Source organism: Eikenella corrodens (assembly GCF_900187105.1).
In the GTDB taxonomy this organism is placed as follows: Bacteria; Pseudomonadota; Gammaproteobacteria; order Burkholderiales; family Neisseriaceae; genus Eikenella; species Eikenella corrodens.
Map to the genome: position 1 here is coordinate 1,242,609 of NZ_LT906482.1, position 22,663 is coordinate 1,265,271.

Sequence of the window (22,663 nt, forward strand, 5' to 3'; positions counted from 1 at the left end):
ACCTGAAACTTGAATCACAAAAGCTGCTAAAATAAGCCGTTTTCAAACCTGTTTACTCATCCCATTAAGGCTACCTGAAAGGAATAATCATGCCTCCCTGCACACGCCACGCCATCTTTATTTCCGACCGCACCGGCCTCACCGCTGAAGGCATGGGCGACGCCCTGCTCAACCAGTTCGACAACATCGAATTCAAACGCTTCACCTATCCCTTTATCGACACCCCCGAGAAAGCCGAACGCGTGGTGGCCGAAGTGAATAAAATTGCCGACGGCTGCAACCTGCGCCCCATTATCTTCACCAGTATCGTTAGCGAAGATATCCGCCACATCATCCGCAACTGTAACGGCCTGCACCTGAGCTTTTTTGATGCCTTCATCAACAAACTGGAAGAAGAGCTCGGCACTCAGGCCGTGCTGCAAGTGGGGCGCACCCACGGCATCCAAAACACAGAGCGCTACGACGCCCGCATGGAAGCCGTAAACTTCTCCCTCAACCACGACGACGGCGTGTCCGCCAAAGATCTCGCCGATGCCGACGTGATCCTCATGGGCGTATCCCGCAGCGGCAAAACCCCCACCTGCCTCTACCTCGCCCTGCAATACGGCATCCGCGCCGCCAACTACCCGCTCACCCCCGACGATTTGGACAGCACCGACCTGCCACGCATGGTTAAACCCTTCAAGTCTAAAATCTTCGGCCTCACCATCGACCCCGCCCGTTTGCACCACATTCGCACCGAGCGCCGCCCCAACTCCCAATACGCCAGCCCGGAAAACTGCCGGCGCGAAGTGAACGAGGCCGAATCCATGTTCCGCCAGCACGGCATCCCCTACACCAGCACCACCCATAAATCCGTGGAAGAGCTGGCCGCCGGCATCATGCTTGCCTGCAAACTGCAACGGCGCACCTAAACGGCACCCGCAAGATTAACAGGCTACCTGAAAACACGGCTTACCGTTTCAGGTAGCCTTTTATATGGCAGCTTGCTTACTGGCTGGTGTTATCACGCCGATCAGGCCTTGCCTTTATTGGTTTCAGGTAGCCTCCAAACGGCGGGCAGCCGGGCTGCCAAACTGCTTTGCTATAATCCCCACATCCAATCTACGATCCGCCCACCATGCAACTCACCAAATATCTGCAAGCCCAAGGCATCGGCAGCCGCAAGCAATGCCGCCAGCTCATTGAACAAGGCCGCATTGAAATCAACGGCGTAACCGCCGAACAGCCCGCAGCCGAAATCGAGCCCGCCCGAGTGCAGCATCTCGCAATCGACGGCGAAGAGATTGCCGTTATTCCCCTGCCGCACTACTACCTCCTGCTGCACAAGCCCGCCGGTTATGAAACCTCGCACAAACCGCGCGACTACCCCAGCGTGTTTTCCCTGCTGCCCGACCATATCCGCGCCACCGAGCCGCAAGCCATCGGCCGGCTCGATGCCGACACCACCGGCGTGCTGCTCATCACCAACGACGGTGCGTTCAATCACCGCCAAACCTCGCCCAAACACCATGTGGCCAAACTCTACCGTGCCACGCTCAAGCACCCGGCCGACGAAAGCCTGTGTGCCGCATTGCGACAAGGCGTGCTGCTGCACGACGACAACGAAACCGTATCCGCTGCCGCGGCCGAATTAGAAAACCCGCACAGCCTGCTGCTCACCATCACCCAGGGCAAATACCATCAGGTAAAACGCATGGTGGCAGCTGCCGGCAACCGCGTGGAAGCCCTGCACCGCCTGCGCTTCGGCGATTGGGAATGTGAGGATTTGCTGCCGGGGCAATGGCGCTTTATCCAGCCCGAGGATTGAGTGGTTTGCACATCTGAGGCTAAAGTAAATGAATGATATTTATCAATCTATTTTTCGCTTGAAAAACAAATTGTTAATTAATTATGTTCCAGAGGAGATCTCTTATTTAGCTATGGAGATATTAAATAAGGGGCTTAGGAAGCAAAATCACTCAATATAGTGATAAGCTTCTGAAATGAATTTAAAAAACAAGTACCAAAAGTTCAGTAAAATTACCGAGCCCAAATTTCGCCAGCTCCTGCGGCTGTTTGCTTTGGATTTGACTGCCTCCGATACCGCAAAACTGACGGGTGTCAGCATCAGAAGTGTCAATAACCTGTACCTGAAATTGCGCCGGCGTTTGGCTGACGAATGCGGGAGGCAGGCACCTTTATACGGCATTGTAGAATTGGACGAATCCTATTTTGGTGCCAAACGCATCAGAGGCAAACGCGGGCGCGGTGCGGGTGGGAAAACCATCGTTTTCGGCATTTTGAAACGCGGGGACAAGGTTTATACCGAGATTGTTCCCGATGCCTCTAAGGCAACGCTGCAAAAGGTCATTAGAGGTCGTGTCGGTATCGAGAGTGTCATCAATACCGACGGTTGGCGCGGTTATCAGGGATTGGTTGACATGGGTTTTGCCAAACATTTCAGGGTACATCATGGTGACAATGAGTTTGTCCGTGGTACGCGGCATATTAACGGTATTGAATCTTTTTGGAGTTACGCCAAGCATCGCTTGGTGCAATTTAACGGGGTGCCGAAACATACGTTTTACCTGCATAAAAGAAACCGAGTTCCGCTTCAATCACAGGCATGATGATTTATATAAAATACTGCTGAGAATGTTGCGGGAAAATCCTTTAAAATAAATTTTGCTTCCTAAGCCCCTAAATAAATATTCACTCTGTCTAGACAACAAAGAAAGCAATATGATGTTGGAGATAATCGCTATGGATATGGGAGAAGAATTTGTATTATCTCAAGCAGAGTGTTTGGAAGTTATCGACTTTCTTTTACAGTCTAAGCGGCAAATATAGTACGGACAGGATATCTGTAGGAGGCATAACAAAAGCACTTCTCTATATAGTATTAGCCAGCTTTGCCATACTCTTGTATTCGTGCCGACTGCTGCTTGTGTCGAAAGTGAATGTAAATAAAGGCTACCTGAAAATTTCAGCTTCCCAGAAATTTGCTGTGCTGCTTTTCAGGTAGCCTTTTCACGTCTTCTCAATCAGTCTGCCTGCCATTTAAAGTTTTGATCGCAGAAGGGCAGGAACAGCAGTTTGGTGGCGCCGACTTGGATGATGTCGTTGCGTTGCAGGGTGGGCTCACCGCGGATGGTGCTGCCGTTGAGCATGGCGAGGTTGCGGCTGCTGCCACGCTCGATGAAGAATTCGTTGGCGTGGTGGTCGTAGACAACAACGGCATGGGCTTCGTGGCTGACGGTGTTGTCGCTTTGCGCACCGAAATCGAGGCAGACTTCCAGGTCGGCATTGCGGCCGATTCGGTTTTCGCCCTGTATCAGCCGGAAATCGGTGCCGCGCCCTTGACCTTCGGTGATAATCAGCCAGCCGACCACGGGGAATTCGCACATGCCTTTGGTGCGGGCTTCGGCATCGGGGCGGTTGCTTACGCCGAGGATATGGGTTTTTAGGGCGGAATCGCTTTCTGCCGAAGGGGCGGCATTGTCGAGCATTTGGGTTTTGGCGCTTTGGGCGGCCAATTGGTGCGAATCGGCGGCGAGCATCTGGGTGCGCTCTTCTAGTGCGGCCGGGATGGCGGCGGTATGGGGGCTGCCGGAGGGGGCAGATTCGCCGCAGTAGGGGCAGCCGGACTGTACGGCGGAGTCGTAGTAGTGTTTGCCGGCGGCACAGAGGGTCATTGCCATGGCGTGTTCCTTTTATGATTGGGTGAGTTGGTAGGCAATATCGCGGTTGGCCAGATAGATGGTTTGGCCGGGGCGCAGGGTGGTACGGCTGATGCGCTGCTCCAGGCTATCTACAAAGGAGCCGTTGGTGGATTGCAGGTCTTCCAGCACAACGTTACCGGCCGCATCCACGCTGATACGGCAGTGGCTGCCGGAAACCTGCTGGCGGTTGATCACCACGTCGTTGCCGCTGTTGCGGCCGATGCGGACGGTTTGTCCGGGATAGAGCGCGATGGCGGGCAGGCCTGCGCCGAGCGGCTGCAGGGTGGCGGCGATACGCGCTTGGGCGGCTTGCGGCGAGCCCATGCTGAATCGGGCAATGTTTTCGTCGGCAGTCAGTTGCAATACGTCGCCGGCATTCAAAACGGCACGGGCGACTTTGCTGCCGTTGACATAGGTGCCGTTGGTGCTGCCCAAGTCTTCCACCCGCACTTGGCGGCCGTCGAACAGCAGTTGTGCGTGGCGGGCGGATACCTGCGCTTGGTTGATGATGACGGAGGCGGGTGCGCTGCGGCCGATAATCACGGGTTTGCCAGCCTGCAAGACGATATTGCCGCCGCCGCAGAGTGCGGTAAGGGTAACGCTACCTGAAACACCGGCTTGAGCCGCCTGTGCCTGCTGGGCACCGACGATACGGCGGATCAGCTGGGAGTTGATTGGCGGATTGGAGCCGTCTTTCACTTGTTTTTTCAAGCGCAGCAAATACACTCCGCCACCTGCGGCCAGCAATATCAGCAAGCCCATGCCGCTGTAAAGCAGGGTGAGCTGGTGGTTGGTGCTGGCGGTGGCACTGTCTACGCATTCATTCTTGATTTGAGTGAATTTGACGTTGTGGTTTTGCAGAATCGGTACAAGTTCGGAGTTGGAAACGGCAATAACGGTATTGACTTGCTCCTTGTGCGCACCTTCGTTAGTACCGACCACCTGGCCGCAGCGGTTTACCAGCGGGCCGCCGCTGTTGCCGCCGCTGATAGGGGCGTGGTGTTCCCAGTAGCTGCGGTTGTCGTAGTTTTTGAATTCGCGTTTGAGTGTGCCTTCGGCAATTACCGGCTGGATGTAGGCATCGGGATCACCGAAACCGAGGCCGGAAGTAATATCGTCGGAAGCGCCAGGAAACCCGATAGAAAACACCGGCAGGGTGGGTTGGAGGAATTTTTCGGCAGCCAGCGGCAGCGGCTTGCCGGTAAGGCCATGCACTTGCAGCAAGCTGAGGTCTTTGGCGCTGTCGCTGAAAATCGGCTGGGTGGAAATCAGCTCTAGACGGGGGGCAAGGGTGCGCACCACGAACACTTCCGGCTTGCCCAGTTGTGCCATTTCGCCCACATCGGCGTTGGCAACGTGGTCATTGGTTACGATATGGCCTTCTGTCGACACCAAATAGCCCGAACCGTGGCCGGCAAAGAGGTAGATCTGGCCGTTTTGTTTGAAGAAGGTAAGGATCTGCCTGTTTTGCGTGGCAATACGCACATAGCCCTTATCATTGATTTCCGAGAGCATCTGTGGGCTGACCAGTTGTGAGGCGGTTTGCGCCGGCAGCGGTACGCCTATCCACAGGCGGTATACTGATTTGGCCGCGTCTAAAACATCAGGTTGGGTGGCACCGGCTTGCCAGGGCAGCATCAAGAGAACCAGCAACAGAAGTTTTCGCCAAAAGTGTTTCATGAAGATTCCTTTTTTGATTGTGCGGATGGTGTCAGCGGGTTTGCGGTGCAGAGGAGTCACGCGGTGTCAGTGGCGGTATAGGCGGCAGCGGTACGGATGCGGCAGGCGGATTTTTCGGGCGGGATGCCGCCGCTGACGGCTCGGATGCAGAGGAGGGGAAAGCCGGTTTGTTCGGTTCGGATGCAGCTGGTAGAGAGGCTGCTGGTGATGAGGCCATCATAGGCGCGGATGCAGTGGGAATATCCTTGTTTGGCGGCATGGGTAGGGTTGCGCGATCGGATGTGAACCACCAGGTGCCGACCAAGAGTGCGCCTAGGATAAAGCCGATAATGAGACCTCTGGTGGGGGATCTCGGGGTAGGCAGTGCAGAGGGTGGGGTACCTGAAATCCGGGCAGTGGATGCGGATTCGTTGGAGGGCAGGGTTTGCGTAGGCAGGCTGCGTACTTGGGTGGCAGATGCGGCTTGTTCGGCAGATGCCTGCACCAAAATCAGTGAGGTGTTATCTTGATGCGGATGTTGCCTGGCCTGTACCACGGTCAGCAGGGCGTTTACTTTGTCTTCAAGACTGTCGGAAGCTGCGGCAAGGGTTTGTCCGATTTCTTCATCGCTTAAAGTTTGCACGCCGTCGCTGGCCAAAAGCAGCAATTCGCCGGGGGCGAGTGTGCCGGAGGCGCAATCGATATGGGCGATGTCTTTTCCCATCACGGCGCTGGTTACGGCATGACGGGCGGGATGGCGTTCGGCGGCTTCGCTGCTGATTTCTCCGGCGGCGATCATGCGCTTGAGGTCTTCGGCAAAAGCGTGGTTGGCATTGATGCGGCGCAGGCTGCCTTGGTTGTAGGAATAGAGTGGACTGTCGCCGACGCTGATGTAGCTGTAGCAGTTGTCGGTTTCGTCCACTACCACGGCGATAACGGTGGTGCCCATGCCTTCGAGTTCCGGCTGTCGGCGCAGGGTATCAGCCAAGGCTTGGTTGGCCTGCTGCAGGGCTTGGCGCAAATCCTGCTCGGCTTCGTGCAGGCCGTGTTGCTGAAAATAGCCTAAAAAGGCAGCCACCACGGTTTTGCCGGCAATCTGCCCACCGTGTTGCCCACCCATGCCGTCGGCCAGCACATAGAGTTTATGCTGGGGTGAAAGCACCAGATTGCCCAGTGCATCTTGCTGTTCTTCGCGTTGGCCGATGTGCTGGCCTTGGTAGAAATTAATCTGCATAAGTGCTGCTCCTTAATGGCTGCCTAATGCTTCAGTGGTGCAGCAGGCTACCTGAAAACTGCGCGGCAGAGAGGAGACCGGCTTACTGGCAGTCGCTGCCGGATACCGAACCATCGACAAGGTGTTTACCGCTTTTGTCGTAGAAGGCAATGATAAGGGTGCCGTTATGCTGGGTCAGCCATGGGCTGACATTGGGGTCGGCACAGGCGGTTTTGGCCATAGCTGGGCCGATAGCACTCTGCAATTCATTGAGCTGGCTGTTGTTGAGGTCGCCGAGGCGCAGCTTCGTCATGGTAATCTGCATAATCAGTGCGTTGCTGCTTTCGGCATAGACGGTTTTGTCCCAACGTACACCGTCAGCGATCATCTGCGGCAGCTGTTTGTTCATCTCATCAATATACGCTGCCGAAATACCGGTGCCGCTATTATCGCCACCGTTTTCAGCGGGCTGTTCAGGTTGGGTTTGTCCAGCCGGAGGCAGTACTACCGGCGCATTGGCGGCAGCCGAAGCGGTGGGTGGGGTGACAGGTTCGTTATTTTCATCACTGTTGTGCATCAGGAGGAAGGCAGAGACAATCAATGCTGCCAATACGGCTGCGCCGATCCCGCCCCACAACAGCCATTTCGGCTTGCGGCCGGATGCTGCCAGAGCAGTCTTGCGTTGTTTAGGTAGTACTTTCCCGTGCACAGCTGTTTGTGCCGGATAAGAGGCTTGGGTGGTATTGCCAGCTTCAGGGAGAGAGGTCGCCTGAGATGGAATTTCTGCCAGCCCAAGCAGTGCCTGCTGCATATCCATAGCATTTTGGAAACGGTTTTCGGCACGCACATTGAGAGCATAGTCGACAGCGGCAAGGAGGTGATGGCTGTAGCGGCCTTCATAGCGGCTGCCGGCCAGCTTGGGCTGAGTATCTTCGCCAGCGATACGGGCGGGGGCTTCTTCAATTAACTGGTGGGTAATAGATTGGTAGATACAGGCACCGAGACTGTATAAATCCAGCGCGGGCATGAAAACATCGCGCGAGTGGTATTGTTCGATAGGGGCGAATGGGGGAGTGAGGATTTGGGTAAGCGGTCGGCTTTTTTGGCCGACAGCCTGCCGGGCGGCTCCGAAATCGATTAATACCGGGGTCTGGTTTTCGGTGATGAAGATATTTTCTGGTTTGATGTCGCGGTGCAGTAGCTGGCGCTCGTGAATATATTTCAGGCCTTCAAGCAGGGGGATGAAAATACCGGCCAGCTCGTTTTCACTCGGGTTGGGGTGTTCTTTAATCCATTGGTGCAGGGTGATACCGCGCAGATAGGGCATCACAAAATAGGCAGTGCCGTTGGCCTCGAACAGGTCGGTTACCTTGACTACGTTAGGGTGGCTTAAACCGTAGAGTAGTTTGGCTTCGTTGAAGAAGCCGTTTAAGCCCCAGTTGAAGATTTCCTGGTCGCCGCTGCTTTTGGCCTGAACGGTCAGCCCTTGAACGCGTACGCCGCTGTCGGGCAGGTATTCTTTGATAACGTGTTGCGAGCCGAAATGGATATGTTCGGCCAGATAGGTGATACCAAATGCGCCGGAGCCGAGCACTTTGAGGACGATGTAAGTATGAAGCTGGCTACCTGCAACCAGCGCGTCTGCCCGTTGGACGTTTTGCTGCGTCATAAACACTATCCTTTACCAAAACCTGCAAATAATCCACATTAGCTGGCATTATATAAAGGAAGTCTGGGGTAAAGCAATTTCCACTGTTGAGCAAATTGTTTAATTTTTAGGGTGTTGGAAACTGGGAATTATAGAAAGGTTCTCAATGGATCAAATCAATATTAGGGTGGGGCACTGTAGACGGCATCAGTAGTGTTGTGGAGAGGAGTAATGCTGTCCCCGTATTGATTGTGAAAGAGCGGTAAGATAAAGGTTTCCTATTCTTACATCTTGGCAGCGATTATTGTTATGGCTACCTGAAACTTTTCAGGTAGCCTATTTTCCCATCTTCATATTCCATGCTTCAGCCAGACATTGCTTTGCTCTGTTAATCCTACCGCCATATGAAGCCCTGCCGTTTGCCTATATAATCGCCGCCATCACACATCGCACGGAAAATCATTATGCTTCCTTTGCTCACTGCCGCCACCAATGCCGATTGGCTCGACCAACTCGGCAACAATCTGCACACCTTTTTGCTCAGCCTGTTTTCGCGTGAGGAATTTGGGCTGAACCAGCTGCTCGGCAGCTTATCCAAAATGCTTGGTTGGGTGGATTTAGTGTTGGCGTTGGCTTTGCTGGTGGGGGCGTATTTCCTCTCCGGCCGGCTGCTGGGCAAGATGCCGGCGGAAGACGGCAAGCCGCATTTTTTGCGCCATATCGGTCGCCGCATTGCTTGGCCGCTGTTGATGCTGCTGGGCGGGGCGTTGGCTTTGGGAGGCTGGTTTGCCTTTTTCGGGGCAACGGCGGTGTGGCTACGCCTGCTGGTGATGGCGGCGCGTTGGATGATTTTGATTCGGGTGGTGCTGGCGGTGTTTCATTCGGCGATTCCGGCCAACCGTTTTTCCGAGCGGATGGAATCTTCGCTGGCTGCTGCGCTGTGGGTTGCGTTTCTGTTGTGGGCTTCGGGCATTGACGATTTGATTCTGGCCTGGCTGCGCGGCTTGCAGTTTTCAGTGGGTTCGGCGAGGCTTTCTCTTTATACCGTGCTCACCGGATTGTTGTGGGTAGGCGTGATGCTGGTGGGCGCGATGTGGCTGTCGCGCTATATCGATGCGCGGCTCAAAGGCAGCACGCGGCTGGATCCGAACCTGCAAATCGTGCTTTCCAAACTGACGCGCTCGCTGCTTTTGGTGTTGTCGGTGCTGATTGCATTGCCGCTGGTGGGCATTGATTTAACCGTGCTTTCCGTGTTCGGCGGCGCGTTGGGCGTGGGCTTGGGCTTCGGCTTGCAGAAGATTGCCAGCAATTATGTGTCGGGATTCATTATTTTGGGCGACCGATCGGTGCGCCCGGGCGACCGGCTCACGGTAAACGGCTTCACCGGCTACGTGACGCAAATCACTTCCCGCTTCGTGGTGCTGCGCAGTGGCAACGGGCAGGAGGCGCTGATTCCGAACGAAACCTTCATCACCTCCACCGTGATCAACGAATCCTACACCGGCAAATCCCTGTGGCAGAGTTTAGACGTTCAGGTAGCCTACCATACTGATTTAACCCAAGCGATCGAGATTTTGCAGGAAGCCGCTGCCGCACAGGAACGTGTGAAAACCGATCCGCCGCCTAAGGCCTATCTGATTGATTTCGCGGATAACGGCATCAATCTGCGGCTTGGCTTTTGGGTGCGCGACCCCGAAAATGGCTTTCTCGGCCTTAGCTCGGCCATTTTGCTCACCGTGTGGCGGCGGTTTAATGAAGAAGGCATCGAATTTCCCTTCCCGCAGCGTGAAGTGCGCATTCTGAATCAAGACCTCTCCCCCGATGCTGCCGCTCTGCTCAAAGCCGGCTATCAGGCGCAGGGCGATACCGCCTCCGACGAATTCGCCAACGCCAATCCCGAGCCGGCCGAGCCATCGGAAAGCCAAGAGGACGCCCGGTCATGAATCGCCCCGCCTATAAGCGCCCGGAATCCGTGCTCGTGGTGCTGCACGACGGGCAAGGCCGTGCCCTGATGCTTGAGCGCGTGTCCCCGCCCGGCTTCTGGCAATCCGTAACCGGCAGCCTGGAAGAAGGCGAAGCCCCGTTTGCCACCGCCCTGCGCGAAGTGGCCGAAGAAACCGGCATCCTGCTCGCGCCGGAAGAATTAAAAGACTGGCACACGCAAAACGAATACGAAATCTACGAACACTGGCGCCACCGCTACGCTCCCGGCGTTACCCGCAACACCGAACACGTCTTCTCCGCCTGCATTCCCGCTGCCAGCCCCGTGCGCCTTTCCGCGCGCGAACACCGCGCCCACCGCTGGCTGCCGCTGGCCGAAGCCGCCAATCTTGCCTTTTCCCCTTCCAACCGTGAAGCATTGTTGCGTCTGGCCGCCGAAACCGAAGGCAGGCTACCTGAAAAATTGACTGCCCCACCGCTTTGATAGATGATGGCAGTCATTACCCCAAACGAGCCCTGTTATGGATACCCTGCTGCAAGAAGTTACCCAACAACTCGCCCAACGCGGCGAAACCATCACCTGCGCCGAATCCTGCACCGGCGGCCTGCTTGCCGCCGCACTCACCCGCCTGCCCGGCAGCTCCGCCTGGTTTGAAACCGGCTTCGTCACCTACAGCAACCACGCCAAACAGCAGCTCCTCAACGTGAACGCCGCCACCCTCAGCCACTACGGCGCGGTAAGCGAAGAAACCGTGCGCGAAATGGCTCTGGGCGCGCTCATCGCCACCAAGGCTGATTACGCAATTAGCATCTCCGGCATCGCCGGCCCCGACGGCGGCAGCGAAGACAAACCCGTGGGCACGGTTTGGTTCAGCCTCGCCACCAAACAGCGCATCTGGGCCAAAGAGCAGCACTTCGAAGGCGACCGCGAAGCCGTACGCAACCAAGCCGTGCGCTTTGCCCTGATGCTGATGAAAAAGTATTTGGAGCGATAGGCCGGCAGGGTTGATGGGAATGGAAAAGGCTACCTGAAAATTTCAGGTAGCCTTTTTGGTGGCGTGTTTTAACGATAACCATCCCAATTGCAATGTTCTATAGGAGGAATTTCGCACAACTGAACACCGCTCTGTGTGATGAGCATTCTTGGAAATGCGCAGAATTTGTCTATAAACCGCTTTTGGAATTCTGGGCGCAGAATAATTCGGCTGGAGCCCAGTATGTTGCTGTCATTTGCAATCATGATAGATTGCCCATTTTCTGCAATCAGTCTAACCGCGCAATCGCTTAGTAAATAGCCAATATCTTCCGAAGCCTGCCACGCATAAAGTTCAATTTGCCTCACGCTATCCAGAATAAATGACTGTTCAACTTAATAAACAAAGTAGAGCCTTTTATATTCTCTGCTGCCAATATTTTGCAATCACGTGTATAAAAATCGCGCCAATATAACTCTTGCAAATCGCCCCAATCCGTTGCAATGAGCACATATTGATTTTGGCATGGGAACAGCCAGCAATTGCCAGACAGTTGATCCGACATGTAGAAATCATCTTGAGGTTCGGTTTCATCGAGAGGGTAGCGCAAAGGAGTATGGTGCTCAATGATTCGATGTGTATAAATCTCAACCACAGGCTGCCCAAGTAGATGGCGTAATGCTTCGATAGAAGGTGCGTCAGTTAAAATCTCAAAATGTTTCATCATTGATGCCTCGTGCGAAATAGGCTACCTAAAAATTTCAGGTAGCCTTTATTCATGCCGCCAGCCTTACGCCTTGGGCAGGGTAACGCCGGTTTGCCCCATGTATTTGCCTTTGCGGTCTTTATAAGAAGTTTCGCACACTTCGTCGCTCTCGAAGAAGAGGACTTGCGCCACGCCTTCGCCGGCATAGATTTTGGCGGGCAGGGGGGTTGTGTTGGAGAATTCGAGGGTAACGTAGCCTTCCCATTCCGGTTCGAACGGGGTCACGTTCACGATAATGCCGCAGCGGGCATAAGTGGATTTGCCCAGGCACACGGTGAGCACGTTGCGCGGGATGCGGAAGTATTCCACCGTGCGTGCCAGCGCGAAAGAATTTGGCGGAATGATGCAGCAGTCGTCTTCCACGGTAACGAAGTTTTTCGGGTCGAAGTTTTTCGGATCGACGATGGTGCTGTTGATGTTGGTGAAGATTTTGAATTCGTTGGCGCAGCGGATGTCGTAGCCGTAGCTCGATGTGCCGTAGGAAATGATACGGCGGCCGTCTTGCTCTTTGATTTGGTTCGGCTCGAACGGCTCGATCATGCCATGCTCTTCGGCCATGCGGCGTATCCAGCGGTCGGATTTGATGCTCATGGTGTTTGTCCTGGGGTAAGTTGGTTTGGGGGAGGCTACCTGAAAGTGCAGCTGAGGTTTTCAGGTAGCCTTATTCTATCTTTATTTTCAGGTAGCCTGCCGGCTGGATAGGCTACCTGAAAAATTGGTGTTTAATCCTGCCAGCCGCCTAGAAGCGATACCAATTCCTGCAGCAGGGTAGAGAGCGCTTCGGCCATCAGGATTTGCGAAGCGAAGGCCAGACTGGCGGCATCGTCGCCGTGGCTTTCGGCCTCTTCCTGCAATACGTCTAAATACTGGATGCGTTTGAGAGTGAAATCTTGGGTGAGCACAAAGGCAATCTGATCACGCCACACGAGGCCGAGCTGGGTAACGGTTTTGCCGGTTTTTACGTGCTGCACCACTTCGTCGGCGGTCAAATCCTGTTTCGACACGCGCACGGTGGGCGCGGCATCGCCCGTGCCTTTGAGTTCGCACATATCGTCCAACTCAAAACCGCCGCCGCAAGCACCTTGCAGCAGCCATTCGGTCATCAGGGAGGAAGGTGATTGTTTGGTGTTCGGCAGCTTGGCTTCGAGCCCACCCAAGGCTTCGCGCAGCTTGGCCAGCAGGTTTTCCGCACGGGTGGCCGAGGCCTGGTTCACTAGCAGGAAGCCGCTGCGTGTGTCGCACACGGCTTGCGTTTTGCTGCTGCGGGTGAAGGCTCGAGGCAGCAGGTCGTCCGTAATCTGCTCTTTGAGCTCCTGCTTTTCTTTGCGCCCCACGGTGCGCGCTTCGGCTTCTTGGATTTCGGCGATTTTGTCGTCCAAAATCTCGCGGATTACGCCGGCGGGCAGCACTTTTTCGGATTTCTTCAGCGCCACGCTCCAAGTGAAATCGGCGGGAAACACCAATTCCGGCAAAAATCCTTCCGGCGGGGCAAAGCCTTCGCCAAACCAGTCCAAACCCTGCGGCGGGGCAAATTCGGCCTCTTGCAGCTTGGCGGACAGGGTTTCCAAATCCGGCAGTTTGTCTTTGTTTAGGGGATAAAAGCTGACTTGTTTAAACCACATTTTGCTTGTTGTTTCTATCTGTTTCAAAGCGCGGCATTATACCGCCAATCCGACCAGTTTGCCGTTTCCACCAAAACTTACTGCGCAGGCTTGCTTTTGCCAAAGGCTACCTGAAAACGTGAGCTTCAATAAAGTGGAAACCAAGGCTATACAAAGTGAAGGCATGGTATCTGCGAAGCCCAAGTGCCCACATCCATGCAAATTTAAAACTGCCCGCTCCCTGCCGATGCTTGACAGCGCTTTTTGTATCGGTATAATGCGCGCTCTTTCCCGCATGCGCCCATCGTCTAGAGGCCTAGGACACTGCCCTTTCACGGCGGCAACCGGGGTTCGAATCCCCGTGGGCGTGCCACTATTTCAAAAGCTCTGCTTAATGCAGGGCTTTTTTGTTTGGCTGAATGGGTATTCGGATAGTATGGCATGAATGCACATTTTTATGGATAAAGTAATTGTTTCTTCAGTGTATTGGCTCTTATTGCCACACTGGTCGTGCTGTCTGTATCTCACAGGCTTGCACATGAGTAAATAATTGCTGCCACTATATAAAGGGAGAGATAAGTGGGAGATGTAGGGGTAGGCAGTCTGGGTACTTGGCTAAAAAAGCCGCCTGAATTATTCAGGCGGCTTTGTGACCACGATAGCTTTAGAAAATCTCACGCCAAGAGATACGGCGGATGAGGGATTCGTCAAAGTTGTTGATCGGTACGTCAATAGTTCCGGTATCACCAGCCAAGATATTACGGATACTGCTGTTACCACCAACGCTGGCTTCTCGAGAAGTGCCTACCGGAGCGATTATACCGCCTACTTCCAGCATGCCACCTAATTTATCATTGCCATCGAAACGACCATCTTTGTTGGTGTCAAAAGCCGGCAAATTGTATTGACCACCATTTTGCAAGCTTACGGCAATCAGCGCAGTCGCACCGTTTACCGAGCATACGTTGCCGGTCGGAGTGGTACGGACAGCTGTAAAGGTAGCCACTTTATTACGACGGATTGCCGGTTGAGCCACAATAGCCTGACCTGGTAGCAGACTCAGACGCCAGCCTTTATGATGGCTTTGGATAGCGTTCTGCGACACTTGATAAATCTTTTGTGTCAGGGTTTTATTGCTGGAGTAGATAGCATCCACTTTTTCCCCATTACCGATAAAGTTCTGCCCTAGCAAATCTGCATCGGTGATCGGGCCTTGCTCAGCAAAGAGGCCGAGGGCATAGTTCTGCACGCCTGGTGAAATATCTGCCAGAGAGAAGTATTGGCCTGTGCCAGCTACTACATACAGATGACCACCTGTTTGGGTGATTACCGGAGCTGCGGTAATCGGTGCGCCTGTGCCACTGGGGGTGTATAAAGGCTGATTGTTGTAGGCGTTAACCCATGAACCGTTGGATTTGTCGTAATCCACGCGCCACATTTTGCCGCTCAAGTCGCCAACAAATACGGCTTCTGGCATTTTGTCGCCATCACGGTCGTATACGGCCGGCTCGCCCACACCATCTTGGCCCAAAGGCACTTTCCAGTAGTTGGTATTCAACTGCCAGTTACCTGTGTTGTCTGCGCGCAGAATATACAGGTAGCCATTGCTGGAACCGCTGTTTACGCCACTGCTGAAGATCACGATCGGATTGCCGTCTTTATCTTTGGCAATGGAGGGTTTGCCAACAGTGAGGCCCAGGTCGGAATCATCAGCATTGGAGAATTCCCACATTACGTTATGGGCACCTGGGTTACTCAAATCAGTTACATCTAGAGCATACACCGAAGCACCACCACGACCGGCAGTACCCACCACAATAGATTTTGCAGTAGTACCGAAGCAAACTTCATCTGTAACCGGGGTACCGTCATTCAGATATTGGTGAGTCGGCTGGGCATGTGATGACACAGGTAAAGATAAGCTATACAGTTTCGGTAGCGCTGTAGAAGGGATATAGCCCATCACTTCCTGACCATCTTGGTTCAGAACATGCAGTACGCCAGCATTCGAGGCGGTTACATAGAAGTTTTTACGAACCATGATGTTGCTGTCGGCATAATTACAGCCTGCAGGTTTATTGTGCGGAGGCAAAATAGGCTGTACACCAGAGTTAATAATGGTGCCTAGCAGGCCATTTTCACGTTTACGCCAAGCGGTACCTTCTAAGCTGGGGTCGCCCAGAGTGTATTGTACCAAGCTGGCAGCAGAAGCACCCGCATTCAGTGCAGTGCGGAATTGCTCTACGTTGCCTGGGGTAAAGGCGGTAGTAGTGCCATTGGGAGCCTCGGTAAATAGCTTACGAGCAGACCAGCCCGACGCGGTATGGAAAGCTTCCATTTTGGTTGAAGCACGCCATGCCGGAGTAAAGGTTAAGCCATTGCCTTGAGCACCAATGCGTTGGGCGATAACATCACCGGAGAGCTTATCTACGTTATAAGAAGACTGCAAACCCAAAGTTTTATTAGCGCCGACATCTACTACAGAGTTTTGGTGTTCGGTTACGCCCACAAAGGCTTGAGACGGATCACTGTATTCATTCGCTTTTCTAAATGCATCCTCCAAAGCCTTAGCCATATTTTCTGGGCTATTACCCAAGGCGAAGTTTTTTGGCATGCCATCAGGGAACAATACCGGTGAACTGCTCACCCCCACTGCATCGCTGGTCCAGCTACCACGGGATGCATTGGGCATGGTAATGCCGGGTTTATAATCAAAACCACCGTATTTGGCAGCCCAATAATATGCATTACCAAGTGAATTTGGGTTATCTTTCTCAAAACGGCCGCGCCCCTGCTCCAATACGTCGATGGTAAAGGTATTGATATGCTGGTCACCCGGAATATCTTGGCGGATATCTTGAGTTCTACCCCAATAAGCCAATGCCACGATGCCAGCCGGGGAATAACCTGTTTCATTTGGACTAGAGGCGTGGCCTGCATATGAACCGCGAGATTTATTCCATGAATCCCCGCCAAGGCCTTTGAATTTTTCCTGATCTAAGATGTCTCTTAGAAGCTTTTCAGTCTGGATCTCAGGGTCATCTTTTACCCCGCTATTCGGGCTGAAGTTAGGCAAGTCTTTCTCATCGTGGGTAAAAGTATCGCCAATTAGAATCATGGTGTTAGAGCGGCACTGTGCTTCATCCCGAGAAGCTAAGCCACGCGTGAGCGGGTCGTCCCAATCGTAAATCATTGGGAAACCATCGGCCGAAGTTGGGTTAATACCAAATTGGCGCTGAGTCTGCTCATAATACGCTGGCATCCCTTTATGGCGCAAATAACGCTGAGCGGTATAGAACAACTCGGCTGCAGTATCAAGGCCTTTATAGCGGCCTACATCACCAAACTTATTGATGTAGTTGATGGCGCCGCTATTGGATACATTAGTTTTGCGGGCATCTTCTGGGTCTGGGTTTACAGCCAGCACCCCCGTTCTTTCATCCCACTCTTTACCATAAGTGATGCCATTTTCGCTTTGTGTGCGATCCAAATATTTCATACGGGTGCGCAACACACCACCACTCACATCGTTCGTAGAGGTCAACTGATAGCCGAACACGGCGAAACGAGCAGGGCGGCTATCCGGCCCATCACCGCGACCGTATTGCTGCATTAGCCCTTCCGGTTTGTAATGGCTCCCATATGCACGACAAGCGCTCGGCAAGCCTGCCGCACCACCGGCACTAGCCGGATTACATACCTGTACCACAACGGGCAACCGATAGCCGGTAACATTAGGTTTGCCGCGAGAGGCGTCAGCAGCTTTTTGCACAATAGAACGTACAGATGATGGCGCCGCACCCACATTAATTACGTTTCGATCCTGATAAATCACTTCATTTGTAGTAAAGCGAACAGGTGTAACGTAGAAGCCCTCATTTAGGAAAAAAATACGGTTACTGTAGTCAAGCGGTACATTTGCACCCACCAATGCATGTGGACGTTGGCTACCGGGCACTACTGGGTGATAGCGGAAGCCTAATGCCCGTGGCAAACCGGCAGTAGTATTTGTCGTAGCAAAGCTATCTACCATACTGGCGGGAATAATCCGCTTTAAGAAAGCCAGATCTTGAGCCGATGGATTGCGACCTAACTCAATCCCTCTATAGCGCAAACGGTACTGATTTGCACCGTTGGTGCTTGTATTCACATATGCACGGCGAAGGAATGTTTCCGTTGGTGAATCACCTGCTTGATAATTAGCCGGACTGTTACCGATACCGCGGGCACGGTTACCACCGGTTAGGGTGTAGCGGAAAATATCCAATGCTGACATCGTGGCCCAGTTTAGGAAGTTACCACTATATTCTTCATCATTCCCGCTACATAGGCCGACTCGACCGTAACTATCAGTAGTCGCTACTGAAGAAACAGCAAAATAGCCGTTATCTGCATTGCTATTGTAGTCATAAAATTTATAGCATTTGGTATTATCAAAATACCCTAAGTATCTTGTTTTCCATTGATTTTGCTGACTTATTCTTAAGGTTGGGTAGCCATCAAACATAAATGAATTATCAGAATAAGCTGCACCAGCTGTCGGGTGCTCTACGGATGGTGTCAGGGTGATGTTTGGGCCGTGGGCAATGGTAACGCCGGTAAGCGGTTTGTTACTGATAGGTACTGTTATCGCCTGTGCGGTGAAACTGATGCCAAAAATGGCAGCCGCCAGCATCGTCGGCCTAAAATGTTTTTGTATATTAGAGGTTTTCATTTTCGTCATTCCATGTTTAAGTAGACTGAGTAGCGCCTTCCCTGAATCAACAAACCCTATCAAAACATTGCAATAGACAAGGTTTACTTTGCTCGGCAGTTTCTATTATAACCCGTTTCCATATAAAGAAAAATAAGGGTATATCCTTTAATGGCAAGCAATTTTACTGCCATCTGCTAGATGGGTATGCGTAAAATTAGGCAATTTCTTCCTCTTTGTGCTCGGCCGCTATTGTTCGGCAGGCGTTATCTGCTAAGTTTGTTAGTATCTCGCTTAGATTGCCTGATTTCATTGATATTTATCAATATATTATTGCTATTGGATGGTTGTTTGCCGCAGATTATTTTGGCAATTAACGGCAAAAGCTATGCTTGGTGTGCTGATGTGTAAGAGCCGTATTGCTTGCAATGTATGGCTGGCCAGGAGATGTATTTGGATCATTTGGAGATTGCCTGCCGTTGTTTGTCAGAAAAAGCGGGTCGAGGCAGTAGAAAGGCTACCTGAAACAGTTTGACCAGTTTCAGGTAGCCTACATTTTGGCTGCCATGCGGCGCTGGGCTCAAGCTGTACCGATCGGGCGGCAGGCGATCATGTAGTTGACGTCTGTTCGCTGGCAGAGGCGGTAGCGGCGGGTGAGGGGGTTGTAGGTGAGGCCGCTGGTGGTGGTGATGTTCAGCCCGGCTTGGCGGCAGAGGCGGGCAAGATCGGCGGGATTGATGAAGCGCTGCCAGTCGTGGGTGCCTTTGGCCACGAGGCCGAGCAGGTATTCGGCGGCGATGATGGCTTGGGCGTAGGATTTGGCGGTGCGGCTGAGGGTGGAGAAAAAGAGGCTGCCGCCTGGTTTCACCAGTTTGGCGCAGGCGGCAATCACGGAGGCTGGGTCAGGCACGTGTTCGAGCATTTCCATGCAGGTAACCACGTCGTAGGCGGCGGGCTGCTCGGCGGCGAGCGCTTCCACGCTGATGCAGCGGTAGTGCAGGTTGGCCAGGCCTTGTTGTTCGGCATGGGCTTGGGCTACCTGAAGGGATTTTTCGGCCATGTCGATGCCGGTGGCCTGCGCGGCTTCGCGGGCAATGGCTTCGCTGAGGATGCCGCCGCCGCAGCCCACGTCGAGCACGTTTTTGCCGGTTAGGCCGCCGCTATGTTCGCGGATGAAGCCCAGTCGCAGCGGGTTGATTTCATGCAGGGACTTAAATTCGCCCTCGGGATTCCACCATTGGGCGGCTAGGCGGCTGAATTTGTCGATTTCGGCGGCATCGACATTTTGGGCGCTGGTGTTCATGTTTTCTCCAAAAAAGGGGTTTCAGGTAGCCTCAATTTAAGCGTGAGGCTACCTGAAAAATGCAGCGGCGAAAGGTTTAGCGGCGGCCGCTGTTGTAGCGTTGCAGGCTGCGTTGCACGGGGTTTTTGATGGCAGCGCAGTATTGTTGCTGAGATTTGCCTGCGGTTTGGCTGTCAAGAAAGGTACGAACTTCGGCTTCGTTCAGCAGGCTTTCGCAGTTGGCTTGTTCGAACTGCTGCTGAGCAGCGTTAAAGGCGTTTTTGTAGCGTTCGTCTTGGGCTGAAGCGGGCTCGCAGGCGGAGACGTGGATAACGATTTGGAAGCCGTCTTTCAAATAGCCCAGGCATTGTTGCTTGCTGGCTTGGGCGGGCGCAGCTTGGGCAAGGGCGGGGAGGAGGGAGGCAGTGAGGAGGGCTAGAGTACGGAATTTCATTTGGAGTCCCTTGTATGTGGCTAGGAAGAAGAGGCTACCTGAAAATTGCTTTTCAGTTTTTCAGGTAGCCTGTGGGTTATTTGACGTTGCTGTAGCGGTGGGCAATGCCTGGCAGTTCGTCTTTGACGGCAGGGCAGAACAGGCGGCTGGTTTGACCGAGCCGCTGGAGTTCAAGATTGATGGCGGCTTGGGCTTCGTCTTCGTTGACGATGTCTAGGCAGCTGTCGTGCTCGAATTGGGTTTGGGTGTTTTTGAAGGCGGTTTGATAGCGCTCCTCGGTGGCGGCATCGGGACGGCAGGCTTGGGTGAAGGCGGAGAGGTTGTTGCCATCGACAACGTAGCGCAGGCATTGGGCTTTTGCGGCGGCGTGTTCGGCAGCTTGAGTGCTGTCTTGCGGGCTGTTGTCTTGTGGCTCGGGGTTAGGCTGCGGGCGCTCTTGGGTGTAGGCAGCTTGTTCGTTATCTTGCCGGCGGGTTGGCCGGCTGTGCCGGATTGGGGCTTGGGTGGCGTTGTGGCCGGTATCGCGCTGCTGGCGGGCGTTGGTACGGGTATTGGCAGGTTTGGTTTCCTGTTGTTGGCGCGAGTTTGCACGGCCGGTGGCAGGCTTGTTGTCGTGTTCCCTGCTTTGGCTGTTGCGACCACGGGTGGGTTTGGCTTCCTGTTGCTGACGTGAGTTGGCGCGGCCGTTGGCTGGTTTGTTGCTGTCTTGGGTTCTGTTTTGACTGTTGCGGCCGCGCTGGGGTTTGTTGTCTTGCGGTTTGGAAGATGAGTTTCTGCCGGAAGAGGCGCGCTCTTGAGGCCTGCTTTGCGTGGGTTTGGATTGGGATGCACGGCCGGATGATGGTTTGGCGGGGGCGGCGATGGCGAGTGCGGGAAGGATGGCGGCGAGGGTGGCGATGGTTTTGAGTTTCATGGAGTTTACTTTATGGCGTTGTGGGAAATGGGTTTGAGGGATTTCAGGTAGCCTGTCAGCTATTTGGCTGCCCCCTAATCTACCGGATTGGGGCGCGGGAAGGCATGTATCCGGCTACGGCCGGGCAGGATGTCGAATCATAGCGCAAGGCAGATGAGAAGGCGATAGTTATGAGGGCTGTGCCCGTTTGAATTTTCAGGTAGCCTTTAAATTATTCTTGCCGCTGCCACAACACAAATGCCTCGTGCTTCTCGCGCGGGCGGTTGGCGCTGGCGAGTTCGGCGGCATCGGGCACGGATTCGTGGCGCAGGGTGGCGACGAAGCGGCAGTTTTCGCCTAGGGGATAACGGCTGTATTCCTGCCAGGCGTGGCGTACCACGAGGTGCTGCGTGGAAACGCAGGCATCGGCCGGCAATTCGGCTTCCAGCCGCTGCACCACGGGGCGGTAGCTTTTGGCCGCATCCAGCCAAGGCAGGAACAGGGTGAGGATGAGCGACCAGCACAGCGTGAGCCCGGCCGCCCAGTTGGTTACCGCCTGCCGGCCGCGCACGTATTTTCGCGTAATCGCCAAGAGCCACACCGGCGTGAACAACACGGCCACGATAACCGGGAAGTAATCGATATCTCGCTGATAATACGGGCTGAAATAAGCTGCACGTTCGGCCAGCTTGACCGGCCAGCCGAAGTTCATGGCGAAAAAGCCGAGCCACACAAACAGCGCCAGCGAGCCGAACGTCATGATGCCGAACCAGTTGAAAAACGCCGCTGCGCCGCGCCGAAGCTGGTCGGCCTGCGCCGCTGCCGCCAACACCAAAGGCGGCAACAGCAACATTAAGTTGTCTTCCATATGTTGCGGCGAGGCGGCCAGCACGAGGCCGAACACAGCCAGCCAAATCAGGCACAGGCTGTTCCAGCCGTGGCACGGCAGGCGGCGCTGGCGGTAGAGCGTCCACAAGGCCAGCGGCCAGGCCGGGAAGGCAAACCACAGCAGGTTTTTCAGATAATAAGCGGCGGAAAAACCAAAATCCAACCGGGCGAAGCCGCCGAACGGCGCGAGCGCGTGATGCCGCCACCATTGCAGGAAGGCTTCGTGCGACAAACCATTGAGCACCAGCGGCCACACAAACAGCAAAGGCAGCGTCAGCCCCGCCGCTGCCAGAAGCGTGAGCCAGAAGCGTTTGTTGTGCCAATGCGAATCCAGCAGCAACAGCGCCGAGGTGAGCATCACGCCCAACAGCGGCAGCAGGCTACCTGAAAGCGACAACACCGTCCAACCCAAGAGCGTGAGCACAATCGCCTTCACCGTTTTCTGCCGCGCCATCGCCAGCGCGTAGAAACTCAGGCTCAAGCCGCACAGGGTAACGATTTGCCCGCCGATGAAGTGGCTCATCATCAGCAGGCCCGGGCAGCCGATCAGCACCAGCACCGCCGTACGCCCGTTGCGCCGCCCCAAAAGCATCCGCCCCGCGCCGCCCATCGCCGCGAGCGACACCGCCGCGAGCAAGGCATTCACCATGCGCACCGCCTCATACGGCGGCAGATGGCCGAACAGTTTCAAAAACAGCAGGGAAAGCCACATATACAGCGGCGGCACATCCCAAAACAGCGTCCCGCCATCCTGCGGCAGCCACCATTGCCCGCCCTCCGCCGCCTGCCGGATAACCGCATACACCGAGATTTCGTCTTGCCACAAATCGTGCGCAAACACGCCCGGCCACAGCCAGACAAAAGCCAGCAGCAGCAAGAGCCAGGGCCGCTCGTAAGTGGGCGGTGCGGGGCGTTGCTCGGGCGGAACGTAGGTTAGCATGGGATGTT

Annotated in this window: 17 protein-coding genes, 1 tRNA gene and 1 pseudogene; 7 read left to right on the forward strand and 12 right to left on the reverse strand. The window is 54.3% G+C overall.

Annotated features, from left to right (window positions below):
* The first annotated feature begins 89 nt into the window (after positions 1-89).
* The 3 genes and pseudogenes from ppsR (at position 90) to CKV94_RS06280 (ending at position 2,664) form a co-directional block, all read left to right on the forward strand.
* Positions 90-914 (forward strand): posphoenolpyruvate synthetase regulatory kinase/phosphorylase PpsR, encoded by an 825-nt coding sequence (gene ppsR, locus CKV94_RS06270; RefSeq protein WP_003823847.1) that lies wholly within the window; start codon positions 90-92, stop codon positions 912-914.
* Positions 915-1,120: 206 nt separating this feature from the next.
* On the forward strand, positions 1,121-1,810 hold the full coding sequence (locus CKV94_RS06275) for a pseudouridine synthase (RefSeq protein WP_035580676.1): 690 nt from the start codon (positions 1,121-1,123) through the stop codon (positions 1,808-1,810).
* A gap of 175 nt (positions 1,811-1,985) precedes the next feature.
* A pseudogene (locus tag CKV94_RS06280) lies at positions 1,986-2,664 on the forward strand (IS1595 family transposase).
* Between the two features lie 362 nt (positions 2,665-3,026).
* On the opposite strand, the gene CKV94_RS06285 reads toward CKV94_RS06280, so the two are convergent.
* The 4 genes from CKV94_RS06285 to CKV94_RS06300 form a co-directional block, all read right to left on the reverse strand.
* Complete coding sequence (locus CKV94_RS06285; RefSeq protein ID WP_003823854.1) at positions 3,027-3,683, reverse strand: FHA domain-containing protein; 657 nt, start codon at positions 3,681-3,683, stop codon at positions 3,027-3,029.
* A 12-nt stretch (positions 3,684-3,695) separates the two neighbouring features.
* Positions 3,696-5,384, reverse strand: a complete 1,689-nt coding sequence (locus CKV94_RS06290; RefSeq protein ID WP_003823855.1) for an FHA domain-containing protein — start codon at positions 5,382-5,384, stop codon at positions 3,696-3,698.
* Between the two features lie 31 nt (positions 5,385-5,415).
* The gene (locus tag CKV94_RS06295; protein WP_003823856.1) at positions 5,416-6,597 is read right to left on the reverse strand and encodes a PP2C family protein-serine/threonine phosphatase; all 1,182 of its coding nucleotides are present in this window, start codon (positions 6,595-6,597) and stop codon (positions 5,416-5,418) included.
* An 82-nt stretch (positions 6,598-6,679) separates the two neighbouring features.
* The gene (locus tag CKV94_RS06300) at positions 6,680-8,245 is read right to left on the reverse strand and encodes a serine/threonine protein kinase (RefSeq protein ID WP_003823857.1); all 1,566 of its coding nucleotides are present in this window, start codon (positions 8,243-8,245) and stop codon (positions 6,680-6,682) included.
* Positions 8,246-8,688: 443 nt separating this feature from the next.
* Between CKV94_RS06300 and CKV94_RS06305 the strand changes: the two genes are divergently transcribed.
* The 3 genes from CKV94_RS06305 to pncC are packed head-to-tail and all read left to right on the forward strand — an operon-like array spanning position 8,689 to position 11,160.
* Positions 8,689-10,167 (forward strand): mechanosensitive ion channel family protein, encoded by a 1,479-nt coding sequence (locus CKV94_RS06305; RefSeq protein WP_003823859.1) that lies wholly within the window; start codon positions 8,689-8,691, stop codon positions 10,165-10,167.
* Positions 10,164-10,649, forward strand: a complete 486-nt coding sequence (gene nudB, locus CKV94_RS06310) for a dihydroneopterin triphosphate diphosphatase (RefSeq protein ID WP_003823861.1) — start codon at positions 10,164-10,166, stop codon at positions 10,647-10,649. Before CKV94_RS06305 ends, nudB begins: the two co-directional genes overlap by 4 nt.
* Positions 10,650-10,686: 37 nt before the next feature.
* Complete coding sequence (gene pncC, locus CKV94_RS06315) at positions 10,687-11,160, forward strand: nicotinamide-nucleotide amidase (protein WP_003823862.1); 474 nt, start codon at positions 10,687-10,689, stop codon at positions 11,158-11,160.
* Between the two features lie 343 nt (positions 11,161-11,503).
* Here the strand turns inward: pncC and CKV94_RS06320 are convergent, their stop codons facing one another.
* From CKV94_RS06320 to CKV94_RS06330, 3 genes are all read right to left on the reverse strand, one after another.
* Positions 11,504-11,866, reverse strand: coding sequence for a hypothetical protein (locus CKV94_RS06320; protein WP_003823863.1), 363 nt, complete (start codon positions 11,864-11,866; stop codon positions 11,504-11,506).
* 63 nt (positions 11,867-11,929) lie between these two features.
* Positions 11,930-12,496: a dCTP deaminase gene (gene dcd, locus CKV94_RS06325; RefSeq protein ID WP_003823864.1), complete on the reverse strand. Its 567-nt coding sequence runs from the start codon at positions 12,494-12,496 to the stop codon at positions 11,930-11,932.
* Positions 12,497-12,627: 131 nt separating this feature from the next.
* A complete protein-coding gene (locus tag CKV94_RS06330) occupies positions 12,628-13,527 on the reverse strand; it encodes a recombination-associated protein RdgC (RefSeq protein WP_003823866.1) in 900 nt (299 codons plus the stop codon).
* A gap of 276 nt (positions 13,528-13,803) precedes the next feature.
* On the opposite strand from CKV94_RS06330, the gene CKV94_RS06335 reads away from it, so the two are divergent.
* Positions 13,804-13,879: transfer RNA gene (locus tag CKV94_RS06335), tRNA-Glu, on the forward strand.
* A 291-nt stretch (positions 13,880-14,170) separates the two neighbouring features.
* Here the strand turns inward: CKV94_RS06335 and CKV94_RS06340 are convergent.
* From CKV94_RS06340 to CKV94_RS06360, 5 genes are all read right to left on the reverse strand, one after another.
* Positions 14,171-18,220 carry a pilus assembly protein gene (locus tag CKV94_RS06340; protein ID WP_157727252.1) on the reverse strand — a complete coding sequence of 1,350 codons (4,050 nt, stop codon included), beginning with the start codon at positions 18,218-18,220 and terminating at the stop codon, positions 14,171-14,173.
* Between the two features lie 559 nt (positions 18,221-18,779).
* A complete protein-coding gene (gene ubiG, locus CKV94_RS06345) occupies positions 18,780-19,502 on the reverse strand; it encodes a bifunctional 2-polyprenyl-6-hydroxyphenol methylase/3-demethylubiquinol 3-O-methyltransferase UbiG (RefSeq protein WP_003823873.1) in 723 nt (240 codons plus the stop codon).
* A 76-nt stretch (positions 19,503-19,578) separates the two neighbouring features.
* On the reverse strand, positions 19,579-19,935 hold the full coding sequence (locus CKV94_RS06350) for a hypothetical protein (RefSeq protein WP_003823874.1): 357 nt from the start codon (positions 19,933-19,935) through the stop codon (positions 19,579-19,581).
* 76 nt (positions 19,936-20,011) lie between these two features.
* Entirely contained in the window at positions 20,012-20,848 is an 837-nt protein-coding gene (locus CKV94_RS06355) for a hypothetical protein (RefSeq protein ID WP_003823877.1), read from the reverse strand.
* 211 nt (positions 20,849-21,059) lie between these two features.
* Positions 21,060-22,655, reverse strand: coding sequence for an ArnT family glycosyltransferase (locus CKV94_RS06360; protein ID WP_003823879.1), 1,596 nt, complete (start codon positions 22,653-22,655; stop codon positions 21,060-21,062).
* Positions 22,656-22,663: the final 8 nt, after the last annotated feature.

Coding starts and splice junctions, on each gene's coding strand:
- ppsR (WP_003823847.1), top strand. CDS start 90: ATGCCTCCCTGCACACGCCACGCCATCTTTATTTCCGACCGCACCGGC.
- CKV94_RS06275 (WP_035580676.1), top strand. CDS start 1,121: ATGCAACTCACCAAATATCTGCAAGCCCAAGGCATCGGCAGCCGCAAG.
- CKV94_RS06285 (WP_003823854.1), bottom strand. CDS start 3,683: ATGGCAATGACCCTCTGTGCCGCCGGCAAACACTACTACGACTCCGCC.
- CKV94_RS06290 (WP_003823855.1), bottom strand. CDS start 5,384: ATGAAACACTTTTGGCGAAAACTTCTGTTGCTGGTTCTCTTGATGCTG.
- CKV94_RS06295 (WP_003823856.1), bottom strand. CDS start 6,597: ATGCAGATTAATTTCTACCAAGGCCAGCACATCGGCCAACGCGAAGAA.
- CKV94_RS06300 (WP_003823857.1), bottom strand. CDS start 8,245: ATGACGCAGCAAAACGTCCAACGGGCAGACGCGCTGGTTGCAGGTAGC.
- CKV94_RS06305 (WP_003823859.1), top strand. CDS start 8,689: ATGCTTCCTTTGCTCACTGCCGCCACCAATGCCGATTGGCTCGACCAA.
- nudB (WP_003823861.1), top strand. CDS start 10,164: ATGAATCGCCCCGCCTATAAGCGCCCGGAATCCGTGCTCGTGGTGCTG.
- pncC (WP_003823862.1), top strand. CDS start 10,687: ATGGATACCCTGCTGCAAGAAGTTACCCAACAACTCGCCCAACGCGGC.
- CKV94_RS06320 (WP_003823863.1), bottom strand. CDS start 11,866: ATGATGAAACATTTTGAGATTTTAACTGACGCACCTTCTATCGAAGCA.
- dcd (WP_003823864.1), bottom strand. CDS start 12,496: ATGAGCATCAAATCCGACCGCTGGATACGCCGCATGGCCGAAGAGCAT.
- CKV94_RS06330 (WP_003823866.1), bottom strand. CDS start 13,527: ATGTGGTTTAAACAAGTCAGCTTTTATCCCCTAAACAAAGACAAACTG.
- CKV94_RS06340 (WP_157727252.1), bottom strand. CDS start 18,220: ATGAAAACCTCTAATATACAAAAACATTTTAGGCCGACGATGCTGGCG.
- ubiG (WP_003823873.1), bottom strand. CDS start 19,502: ATGAACACCAGCGCCCAAAATGTCGATGCCGCCGAAATCGACAAATTC.
- CKV94_RS06350 (WP_003823874.1), bottom strand. CDS start 19,935: ATGAAATTCCGTACTCTAGCCCTCCTCACTGCCTCCCTCCTCCCCGCC.
- CKV94_RS06355 (WP_003823877.1), bottom strand. CDS start 20,848: ATGAAACTCAAAACCATCGCCACCCTCGCCGCCATCCTTCCCGCACTC.
- CKV94_RS06360 (WP_003823879.1), bottom strand. CDS start 22,655: ATGCTAACCTACGTTCCGCCCGAGCAACGCCCCGCACCGCCCACTTAC.